The sequence below is a fragment of the Turicibacter sp. T129 genome (assembly GCF_025594975.1).
Classification (GTDB): Bacteria; Bacillota_I; Bacilli_A; order MOL361; family Turicibacteraceae; genus Turicibacter; species Turicibacter bilis.
In genome coordinates this window covers 24,832-36,369 of record NZ_JAMQUU010000014.1, presented here as the reverse complement: position 1 = coordinate 36,369, position 11,538 = coordinate 24,832, and the positions used below count along the sequence as shown (strand labels likewise).

Here is an 11,538-nt window from a genome sequence, read left to right as displayed (position 1 = left end):
CCCTGCCATTTACGACGTAAATGTATCTTCCGCTAGTAGGGAATGCGTACAGACCAAAAATAAGTGTTAAAAAGTTCAAACATTTACCGAGGTCCAAAGCCTGTATACAACGTTTGGCGATTATATCCTAAAAAGATATATCAACTATTCTTGAAATGAATTTGAGTGCCATCTTTTTTATCACGAATTATCCCCTAAAAAGGTAAATCATCATCACTAACGGAAATAGGATTCATTGCCCTATTTAGACTCCCAGCCAAAGTTGTAGCGGTTGTAAAGGGATTGTTGTAGTTTTGACTGGTGGGAGAGTAATTAGCATTTGAGAAGTTTGGATCAAACGGGTTAATATTACTTTCCATAGCGGGATTAAAAGGCTCTACAGGTTCAGCTATCGTACTACTTTTTTTAGATTCTAGAAAAGTGAATCGATTGACTAAAACTTCTGATAGATACTGGCGAACTCCCGCTTTATTCCCTACCAATTGAGGATGGCTAAGAGCTTCGCTACTTAGCGCAGGGGACCCATTCTCATAATTTCTCACTTGTAATCGCCCCTCTATCCCAATCATCTTTCGTTTAGGACATACCTATCAATGGTTTGAGCCGTTTTATTCCAGGCTATACAGTTAATAAAATCCGCTTGGTTCCTTTGATGATCTAGTTAAAAAACTAGAAGAACTAATCGATGTCATGGAAGTCTTATTCGGATTAGGTCATAAACTTGGATACACAGAGCAAGATTTACTAAACAAACGCCAAGAGCAAAAAGAAAAATGTAAATGCTTCTAAAAAATATCATCTTAAAATCAACAAAATAAAAGACACCCGCTAACGTTAGCAATGAAGTCTAACAATGGAGGTGTCTTTTTCCTTAAGCTATTTTTTTCATAATCACGTTCAGCCAACTAACGTTCTCACGACCTGGAATCACATCTGTTGTGACTTCTACTTCTTGAAGTTCTAAATTAGGAAACTCTTTCAGTAAGGTACTGAATGAAACTTCAGTAAAGTCATTAAAGTATCGTCCGTCACGCTCACCTTCAAAATCACCATATTTAAATGAAACATAGAAATAGCCATCATTTTTTAACGCATTCTCAACTTTTGAAATTGTTTCTTTCAACTCATTAGTTGGTAAATGTAATAAAGAGGCGCATGCCCATACTCCATCAAACTCATTAACAGCATCTAGTTCATTAAACAACTGACAAATCACATCTTGCCCGATGTTTTTGCTTGCAATTTTACATAATTCTTTAGAACCATCTACGGCAGTCACTTTATAACCCTTTTGAAGGAACCCTTTGCTATCTCTTCCTGATCCACACCCTAAATCTAAAATATGCGCATTTGGTTGAAGATATTTTAACAGCATCTCACGCTTACTATCAAACTCAATATTTAAAGTTGTTTCATTGTATGCCTGAGCACACTGATTATAATAATTTAATGTTTTAGTCATCGTTGCCCTCCTAAATTTCTTTTCTACAGTAAATAACCTAGCTAAGAAGTAACATGCTTTTGCTACAATATTTGCATAGACATTTAAGAAATGATTTAAACTAAGTTTATTTTAACAAATTATAGAAAAACATGACATACTTTGGAGATAATTTTAATTTAATAAGCAATCCCATTGATTGTTTTTTAAAAGACCTCAGTTGTATATTGAATATACAACTGAGGTCTCTCATTTTTAGGAAGATTAACTGTTAAAATAATAACGCTTCTTGTACTGCATCTTCCACGTAAACGCGCGAGGGAATCACCAGGTGGGGTTCGACTTCGCCTTTGATGTGTTGGCTTTTGAGGTATTCACATCCTTTTTTGAAGCTGGATGGAACGAGACTTAAGGAATAGATGTTTTCAAATCGACTATAGATGGAGTCCCCCCCTAGCCCGGATAAACAAATTAATTGAGTGTTGTTTTTCTTTGCGAGTTCAATGAGTGGTTTTAAAAGGTGAGCTGCATTCGTCTGGGCAAATGGGTTATCCATGAGTAAAACTTTTCCTTCTTCAAAGCTTGAGAAGATATCTGTTTCGTCTCGACGCATGAAAGAAAGTAAACTTGTTAAAATAACGAAGGCGGATAAGAATCCTTCCCCTCCTGAATTTTTCGCCACTTGCTCCCATGTGATTTGATATTCACGTTGCTCTTCAATTTTATATAATTTAATCTCAACATTTGACGTTCCAACAATTTGGTCATAAAGTTGTTTGGTTGTCACTTGATGGCCAATAAACTCTTCGATATTTTCATTATTTTGCATGAGTTGTAAGCAATGTTGCGTTAATGAGTTGACAAAGTCGTTCATTCGCACGTGATAAACATTGGCATTACTTTGCCAATCAGGTAGCTTGATGCGAAGCATTTTAATGTTTTTCCCACGAATCGGAATACTTGAATTTTGATCAATTAAACCGAGTTGTTTATGAATTTCTCCGACATAATCAAGTAACAATTGAATGACATTGCTTTTCTCTTTTTCACTCATTTCAATATCAACATCTAACTTTTTCATTAGGCTGTTAAAGACTTGATGCATCGTGTCGTACTGCTCGATAAACGATTGCGGGACATGTTTGCATACAGCAAATCGCTGTAATGGACGATTAAAGAAATCCTCTTCAAATAGAGGGAGGCGACTCATTCGATTAAACTCATCGCTAATTGAATGTTTTAATGTTTCGACCATTTTTTGTTGTTGTCTATAATCACGAAGTAATGTTCCTCTCTCTGTTTGCCATGCTTTTTCATCATAGCTTCGATAGCTTGAATCAATGACAACGTCTGTTTCAGGTAACTCTTGGTTATATTCGACTAAATTCGATTGCTCACGGGCGTATAACGCTAATGATTGCTCGAGCGTATGAAGACATTGCTTCACCGTTTTAATTTGTGCTTGATTTTGTGACAGCAATATAATGAAATCCCGCTTCACGACTTCAGATTTATCTAAAATCTCGGTTTCACCTAAATCACGTTTTAATAAATCATAGGCATTTTTCTTCTCAGTTTCATATTTTGCAACTGAAATCTTTAACTCATTAATCACCTTTTCTTGTTCACGAAGTTCATGCGTCAATCGTTCAATCTCATGTAACACCTCTTCATGCGCAAATTTATCATAGGTTATGTGTTGGTAATCAGCATCTGAAAGTTCATAACGTTGCATGAGTGTATGAAGTTGCTCTTCTTCAAAGTTAAATCGCTTTTTCGCTGAAATGAGGTCTTCCTCGCTGCGATGTAGCACCCCATCTAATTGATCTTTAATGGCCTCATACTCTGCTAATAAATCCTCCACATCTTTTCGTAATTCTTCTCCTTCTTCATAATGCTCAAAGCGTTGAAGAACTGCTTGTGACTGGGATAAACGCGCTTGTTTTTCACGCTCACTGGCTTTTAATCGATCGTATGATTCATGAAGTTCTGCTTGCTGTTGCATCGCCTCATCAATCTCGCTTAACGTTGTATTTAATTGCTCACGGACGTCTAATAACTCCTTCAGAAACTGAACATAACGCTCATAAGCAATTATAAATTGTTCAAAATCTTGAAGTTTCAATTGAGTAAAGTGAATCTGTTCTTGACGTGTCGTTAACTGTTTCAAGATCGCGTCTAATTCTCCACGAAGACGCTCTTTTTCCGCTTGAAAATGAAGAAGTTGTTGTTGTAATTCATCTTGTTGTTTTAAGGAATCAGAGAGTTGTTTTTTAGCATGATCATATGTTGTGGCAGATAGCTTTTGATATTTTAAGACACCTATTTGCTCCTCATATCGTTCAAGATGAAGACGTTGTGTGGCACACTTATCTTGAATCTCGGCAATTTCTTTTTCTTTAAGCAGTAACAATTGTTGCAAACGGTGCTCGTCTAATAATTCTTCATTAAACCAAACATAAAAATGAAGGGTATCTAATTGACAATAACCAGATAAATACGTTGTGGCCGGTGCTTGTTCTAATTGTTCCCTCAGAATCATCGGTACAGGGAATGGCGTTTTAATTTGAAGGTCAATACGTTTTAATCGCTTCATCTCTGTAGCATTTAAAATCAAACTGTAGGGCAAAAATGGATTTTTCGAAATAAGGAGTTGATTTTCTTCGGCTGAACGTTGATTTCGTTTTAACCAGTCTATTCCTTGGATATATTGAATCCCTTCATCCGCTAGACGTTGTTTTAAATCATCAGGAATCGGCAAAACTTCTCCCGATTGAAGTTGTTGTTTTTCTTTTTGTAAACGATCCATTTCACGTTCAAACTCACGTAGACGTCCTTCAACGGTTTGGCGCTTTTGGTGTAGCGCCTCTATCATGCCATCTGTATCAAGAACGGCTTCTTCAGGCCAAGCAATGTAACTACGAATACGATGACGAACTTTCAATTCCTCTTCTAATTGTTGTAGTTCTTGTTGATAGGCGTTGATCATCATTTTTAACGACCCAAGTGCTTCTTTAGCATCTTCTGAATCACGATTCACCTTATGCTGCAACTCTTTTACGTGAAGCTCTTGTTCTAAGTCTTGTTTTTTTTGTTTCTTGAGTTCTCCAAGCTGATGTTTGATGGAGTCGATTGTCTCCTTTAACAATCCCGCTGCATAAAAACATTCTAAGTTTCGTTGAATAGCTTCGTCATACTTAGAAGATAAGCGTTGTTCGTCTTGATCAAATTGTGAAATAGCTTGCTCAAGTCGCCCTATTTGAGTGGAAAATTGCTGACGATCCTCTTGCTTGATCTCTAATTGCTTGTGAATGTGTTTTTGTTGTTGCATCACATCTTTTATTTGCCAACGAACATGAGTTAAGTCAGCTTGTTCACGTTCGACTTGCTGTTCATACGCTAAACTTAAACTATATCCAAGATTTTGTAAACGTGGGAGTAAATCTTCTTGACTTTTTTTCGCAACGGCAAGTTCCGATTCACAACGCTGAACATCTTCTGACGCTTGCTTATACGATTGATAACGATTCGCTGCTTCATAGATGTGTTGTTGTCTCACGGTTATTTGTTGACGCTCTTCTAATTGAGTTAACCGATGTTCTTGCTCACCTGTTTCCTTAAGTAAGGTTGTTATCTGATCCATTAAATCATAAATGACAAGGGATTGTTGTTCATAAGCTAGACGATGTTGTTGTTGAGTTAACTGCTCTAATTGCTGGTTCTGCTGCTCCTTTGCCTGTGTCGTTTCTTGGTGTAAGACATCTAAAATGGCATATAATTTAGCCAATTGACATTCATACTCATGCACTTGAGTTTCATTCTCGAGCAACTGTTTTTCAAGCTCTAAAATCGGCTGCATTTCTTCTTGAAAACGTAAAATTCCTTCTTTTTTTTTGAAATTTCCTTCGTTCGCCTGATACTGTAAGATATATTTTTTTATTAGTGTTTCAAAGTTTTTCATGCGGTCTTGCTGCTGATTGAGCTTATTTTCAATCGCTTCTAAAAACCATTTTTCTGTGAGCCCTTTTTCATCTTTTGCATCCTTAAATAATTCAGATAATCCCGACTCTTTTAAATTGACCTTTTTGATGATGGACTCCCATTCTTTATAATAAATTTGAAATTCTTCTAATTTATTGAAGTAGGCACGGCTACGTGCCGGCTGATTCATATCATAGTAATCAAATTTAAGTTGTTTATCTTGTTTACATTGCTCAAATAATTGACGACAAACATGAAACCCTTTTAACGTCTTACGCTGACTTTCTTGAATCAGTAGCGGGAAATTTTGAATATCGTAATCATTTTCAGACGTATATTCATGAATAAAGTTAATCATTTCAAGGTCAAAACGATGATCCTCGTCCTCTTTCAGCTCTTGATTTTTACGAACCATCATTCCCGTTAACACATACCCAGCCTCATGATCTAAACTCCATTCCACTAAAATAAACGTTGGCTGATTCGTCGTAAAATAGCTAGCAAATGGACGATCACTCGTATCACGGTAACGTTTATGAACAAACGGAGCGGTTAACATTTGAATTAACACCGATTTACCGCCCCCATTCCGTAAAGAAAGTAACGTATTTTCATTGACTAGTTCAAAGCATTCATCATCGATTCGAATGGCGTTATTATTGTAATTTAAGTTGACAATACGGATACGATTAATTCGACTCATTTTCGGCCTCCTTTAGGACGTGTAATACTCGAGTATAGTTGTTTTGATTTAATAAATTAAAATCCATCAGTTGATCAAGCTTTTTCGTTGTTGTAATCATTTCATCAGCTTCAATGTATTCAATGAGTTGTTGCTCTTGTAAAAACTTAAAGATTCCATGTAAAAATCCTTCTTTTGTTGTTTTTTGTTTTGAACCTCGATCATCACTTCGTAGCGCTTCAAAGGCTTCTAGCATGTTACTATAGGCAATGCCAAGTTGCTGTTGTTGTTCTTCGTCATAGTAGGTTGCGCCTTCTTTTAAACGCTCGGCAATGATATTTTGTAACTCTCCCACACGCATAAAGTCTCGCCCTTTTGCACTTTGTCCTTGTCCATCATAAAATTCAACAAGTAAGGTTAAAATGACAAATTGAGATAAATAATAATCTTTATCTGTTCCCGATGATTTACAAAGGACTTTTTTTAGTTCACGTTTTGAAAATCCTAGAACTTCATTTTCCTCTTTTGGAATTAAGTAGATGCTACTTCCATAACGTTCAATGACACAATTGGCAATTTCGCCTTGGCTTTTGACTAAATTCATCACCGTTTCATTTCCAGTATAGGCGTAATAAAGAGCTTTGTCTTGTTGCTCATTTAATTCACGCTGTGAAAGTAAGTGATAAAAGATTTGCTGGCTAAGTTTTACTTCTTCTATTTGATAACTCATGTTACTTCACCTCTAATTTAATGTTAGAACATTTAATCGTCTTTTTACGCCCTTCTTCATCTTGAACGTGCTCAAATGTCACCACTTTTTTTGTTTCTGTTCGAGTGACCGTCAGCGTTTCAATTCGTTTTAATGGAAATTGTGCTTCCAGTACATCAAGCAAACAAGTGCTCAGCTGAAATTCAAAGGTTTGTTCACTAATATTTTCGGAACGTTCTTGTTTTAAGCGTTGGATATCGAGTTCTTTCGCTTGCAATAATTCAATCATAATTTCTTTAAAAATTTCAACGGTTGGAATAAGCTGTTGTAATTGAGAGTCATTCAGTTGTCGCTGGATCTCATTTAGTTCAATACTTCCCGTTTTAAAAACAAATGACAGTAAAAGGGTTAGACTATCCCGATAACGCTGAAGTCGTTGCTGCTTTTGTTCAAGGATAAAGGTTTCCATTGATTCTTCTTCAATTGTGGTAAAAAACTCTTCTTCTTTTTTCTTTTTTGAAATCGGGCGTTGTAACTCAATACTTTTATTAAGGTTGTACGTCTTTTCTAATGGTTTCATAAATAACGGGCGTAAGAAATAATCCATAAAATCCAAGGTATGTGGTTGTTTTAATACTTCTTCATAAAGTTCAGTGCGTAAGTTAAATCGTTGAATCATCCCCATTTGCGTCAAACCTTCAAGTTCTTTGGTATACAAACTTTTCAAATCAAAATGTAAGTTTAAAATTCGCTGATGTTCATCAAGGGCTTGATTTAAATAACTTTCAATCGTTTTTAAATGCCCTAAGTTTTCACGTTCATCTTCTGCAAGCTTTTGAATCGTAATATCTTTTTCTTCTAGTTCTTGCATTCGACGTTTAATATTCTCGCGATATCCTAAAAATTTCTCTTTGGTTTCTTCAATAATGCTTAAATTTTGTTCAACAACTTCTTTATAGTCATCCACTGAATATAGCAAGGCATTTTGACGGATTTTTCGCATGGCTCCCTCAATTTTTTGAAATTGAATGCGCAATAAATTAAAGATATTTTTGACATCATCCACCGCTTTATCGTACGTTGCCTTCTCTAAGTGCAGTTTAAAGATCATCTCTTGAATCGTTAATTGTAAATGACTGTCGACTTCAAGGGTGGATAACATCAGTTCATAGCCTTCATCGGTTAAGTAATACGACGTTCGTTTCAATTCTTGATCGATGTAAACCACTTTGTTTCCGACGAAGCTGATATAAATGGACTCATACTGGCTTTCTTCGTAATTATAACTCTCAAAGTACATCGGACGTCCTTCATTACAAAGGGCTACATCAACAATAAAAATAGCCAGCTCTTTTGCTTGTTCATAGGACAGTGACTTCTGATAAGCTTGCATGTTAAGTTGATCAATGAAATTCGCAATGTCATCCATCGTGCACACCTCTTCTTTGAGTGAGCACTCCATAATATAAAGTAAGACTGAAAACATGAGGTTGACTTGTTCATAAGATTCATCAAACCCATAACTTTTCCATGTCGTTTTGGCTAAACTGTTCTTAAACAAGACCGCATAGGCACCCACTTTTTTCATACGCATTTGAAAGTGTCGTAAAAAATCGTACTGCATGTCCTTCCTCCTAAAAATCTTCCATCGTCAATATTTCTTGTGGAATATAATACTCATTCTCTAAAATGGCTTTCATGGCTGACACCTCATTAAAATAGCTAAAGAAAACGCCTTGTTCGTGACGTTTTTGTTTTTCTTTCGTCTTTGGTAATGGAAGATTGGCTGCTTTTTGAAGCATCGCCTCATATGCTGACACCAATGGCTCACAGTAAAAATGAGCGCATAAACTTTCATAGATAATAATTCCTTCATAATCTAAATCTCCAAAATAGTAAAATCGATTGTCTTGGTGCAATAAATACGGTTCAACGCTCGCGTGAAAATGTTGAAATCCTTTAACACCCTTTTTACCGCCTCCATAAATTAAGGTACTGATTCGACACCCTAGAATCTCTTTATGCCCCGCAATTAAATATTTACGCAAACTATAAAACGTATCTTTGTTTTCAATAATTAAAATATTTTGAGGCGTCTCTTTACAAGCACTAAAATACGCCAGGGGTTCTGCTGTTTCATAAATATTTAAATCAGTCATTGATAGGCCAACATTTTTTAAAAGTCTGTTTCCTTCTTCTAAGAGAAACTTCTCTTGTTGCCAAATCTGAAAACTGCGTTCATTGATTGCAGTGGGATGTTCTAAATCAGATGATTTCGTTTGAAAAAAAGAACTGAGCTTCAATATGGCTTCACGATCGTTGCTATATTGCGTTAAATGAGCCAGGTAATAATCATTTTTTAAATTGGGATGAATTAAATAGAGTAACTCCTCACGAAGAGTTGCTTCATTTTCTATCGTGACTTGAATTCGGTAAGTTTTATACAATGCTGGTTTTTTCCCATTACTCCCACTACTTTTGATTGGGATGATGACTCCCGTTTTTAGTGCCTCTTGTATAAAATAATATAACTCTTGATAGTTACCTAGCTTGTAATGTTCCTCAATAGTTGCTAAGTCAATCTTTTTACGAGGATAGTGTTTAAAAAAGTCCATTATATTCACCTCTATTTTTATCTGACAACTTTTACGATAATTATACATGAAATATAAAAAAGAATCCGCTTTTTATCGAATAAAAGTTGAGTGAACTCTTGATTTTATCATTTAAAATAAGGGCATGAACTGAAATATCAGGTATCATCGTAAATCATTCATCACTGTTATTCTTAAAAATTCGATAAATTATTGTAGTCGTGAATTTTTTCTCATGTTAAAATGGATAAGGTATTTCAGATAAGGATGTGTTAGTATGAAGCAAATGTCTTCTAAATATTTAAATTTAAATTTATTATCTGCCATAGCTAACTCTGGTGATGGATATGTTATTTTAATCACTAACTTTGGCCATGTCATGGGACGTTTATATTATGCTGGAGATCAAATGGATGAAACGATGGCAGGAATCATCTCGGCAGCAAAAGATGAAGTGATTAAAAACATGCGTGAAGAGGACGTAGAATTTATCGGTGATGGTAGCATGATTTGTGTCAAAGAGGCTATCGTCACTTATGCAGCGGGACACACACTAAGTTTTGATGAATTAACCCTTCATTGTGATCAAATCGTTGGATTCTCTCCTATTGATCGTGAATCATACGTTGCAAACTTAGAACAAGAATAATTTAAAACACCTCTGACGAGGTGTTTTTTTGTTTAACTAAGAACTTTTTCTCCTATAATAAGGTATTCGAGGTGATTAAATTGAATATCTTAGATATCTTACATGCACTTGGCTGGAAAATTATTTCAGCCGATAACTTTAGACAAATTTATGTGATTACTCAGAGTAGTGAACGATTAGCTAGAGCACAAGAAATAGCTAAAACTTATCAAGTCACCATTGATGAAATGTGCTTTGATGAAACTGGAAACCTCTACATTAGCTTTATGGATAAAAAAACAAAAGAATTTGTAGATAATTATTATCATAATGGAATGGATCCCCATGAACTTTATTAAAGACAGATGTCAAACGACTAACACGAGATTTTAAAAATTGATAACCGAATAAAAGAAGTCTGATTAGTCAGCAGTTCATAAAGAGTCAAAAAAAGATCATAAAATCCAGCATGAATCGAATAAATTACCAATTACATGCTGGATCACGACTAGTCTTGTCAATTTAATTCATCTTGCTTTGTTTTCTGTGCCACAATTAAAAAACGATGGCGTGTAAAATCAATATATTCTTGTTTATCAATAACAGCTTGGATGGATTCTAAACGATCAAAGTATTTTTCCACTGAAAAATCAGGGATTTGCCAACTGATCGCTTTTAAATAATAAACAATGGCTCCCACATCATAAAAACGTGTGAATGAGACATCATCCGTTGCCTTTAAAATCGTTAATCCTGCTTCTTTTAAACGGTTCACAGCACAACGTAAACTCCAATTGGAAAAGTGACTGGGTTCTGCATTTAACCAGATATTCAACTCACAGTCATTTAAACCACCGACTTGTTGAGTAATGAAGTAACCATCTTCTGATAAAAGACGTGCCACTTCATCTGCGTTAAAGGATTCATGCTTATTCATGATCACATCAAACGAATCCTCTTCAAATGGTAAATGATCATCTGATTCAATTGGAACGACAGTTACTCCAAGTGGTGCTAAACGATCAGCAGCAATCGTTACATTAGGTTCATACCCTTCTGTTGCAAAGGTCACCGCTGGAAGTGGTGCGAATGAACTTAAATATTCACCGCCACCTGTGCCCATATCTAATAATCGGTGACAATTTTCAAGATATGGCTTTAAAACATTTGAAAATTTCCACTTTAAAGGAAACTCTACCATTCGACCACTGTCTTCTAAGTAACTAAAATCCCATCCTGAAAATGGTTGTTGTTCTTCTTTAATTAATGTTTCAAAAAGCCCTTGACTCATACTCACTACCCCTTTACTCCTTTATTTCTAACGATCGTCTTTCCCCAACGAACGTTAGCATTCACTCACCTACTCACTCACGTCATGGTGATAGGACTCTATTTGAAGATCAACGTCTTCAAATTCAAACTTTGCAAAAAAAGAAAGATCAATAAGTTGCTTTAGCTGATTTGAAGTCTTACAATGTCTTCCCTACCTATATGGGCCTTCAA

9 protein-coding genes are annotated in these 11,538 nt (G+C 35.6%); 2 read left to right on the top strand and 7 right to left on the bottom strand.

Annotated elements, in window-relative coordinates; all coding sequences use genetic code 11:
• Positions 1–194 precede the first annotated feature (194 nt).
• From NEH75_RS01715 to NEH75_RS01690, 6 genes are all read right to left on the bottom strand, one after another.
• Positions 195–542 (bottom strand): hypothetical protein, encoded by a 348-nt coding sequence (locus tag NEH75_RS01715; protein WP_055304145.1) that lies wholly within the window; start codon positions 540–542, stop codon positions 195–197.
• Between the two features lie 329 nt (positions 543–871).
• Positions 872–1,462 carry a class I SAM-dependent methyltransferase gene (locus tag NEH75_RS01710; protein ID WP_055304147.1) on the bottom strand — a complete coding sequence of 197 codons (591 nt, stop codon included), beginning with the start codon at positions 1,460–1,462 and terminating at the stop codon, positions 872–874.
• A gap of 250 nt (positions 1,463–1,712) precedes the next feature.
• Entirely contained in the window at positions 1,713–6,125 is a 4,413-nt protein-coding gene (locus tag NEH75_RS01705) for a hypothetical protein (protein WP_262948409.1), read from the bottom strand.
• Positions 6,112–6,834: a DUF6063 family protein gene (locus NEH75_RS01700; RefSeq protein WP_055243964.1), complete on the bottom strand. Its 723-nt coding sequence runs from the start codon at positions 6,832–6,834 to the stop codon at positions 6,112–6,114. Before NEH75_RS01700 ends, NEH75_RS01705 begins: the two co-directional genes overlap by 14 nt.
• Position 6,835: 1 nt before the next feature.
• Positions 6,836–8,437: a hypothetical protein gene (locus tag NEH75_RS01695; protein WP_055304151.1), complete on the bottom strand. Its 1,602-nt coding sequence runs from the start codon at positions 8,435–8,437 to the stop codon at positions 6,836–6,838.
• Positions 8,438–8,447: 10 nt separating this feature from the next.
• Positions 8,448–9,428, bottom strand: coding sequence for a Wadjet anti-phage system protein JetD domain-containing protein (locus tag NEH75_RS01690; protein ID WP_055304153.1), 981 nt, complete (start codon positions 9,426–9,428; stop codon positions 8,448–8,450).
• 256 nt (positions 9,429–9,684) lie between these two features.
• Here NEH75_RS01690 and NEH75_RS01685 point away from each other — a divergent pair, with 256 nt between their 5' ends.
• Together NEH75_RS01685 and NEH75_RS01680 are read left to right on the top strand one after the other, a co-directional pair.
• Positions 9,685–10,056: a hypothetical protein gene (locus NEH75_RS01685; RefSeq protein WP_055304155.1), complete on the top strand. Its 372-nt coding sequence runs from the start codon at positions 9,685–9,687 to the stop codon at positions 10,054–10,056.
• 71 nt (positions 10,057–10,127) lie between these two features.
• The gene (locus tag NEH75_RS01680; protein WP_238581248.1) at positions 10,128–10,394 is read left to right on the top strand and encodes a hypothetical protein; all 267 of its coding nucleotides are present in this window, start codon (positions 10,128–10,130) and stop codon (positions 10,392–10,394) included.
• Positions 10,395–10,552: 158 nt separating this feature from the next.
• On the opposite strand, the gene NEH75_RS01675 is transcribed toward NEH75_RS01680, so the two are convergent.
• Positions 10,553–11,326, bottom strand: a complete 774-nt coding sequence (locus NEH75_RS01675) for a class I SAM-dependent methyltransferase (RefSeq protein WP_262948408.1) — start codon at positions 11,324–11,326, stop codon at positions 10,553–10,555.
• Positions 11,327–11,538 lie beyond the last annotated feature (212 nt).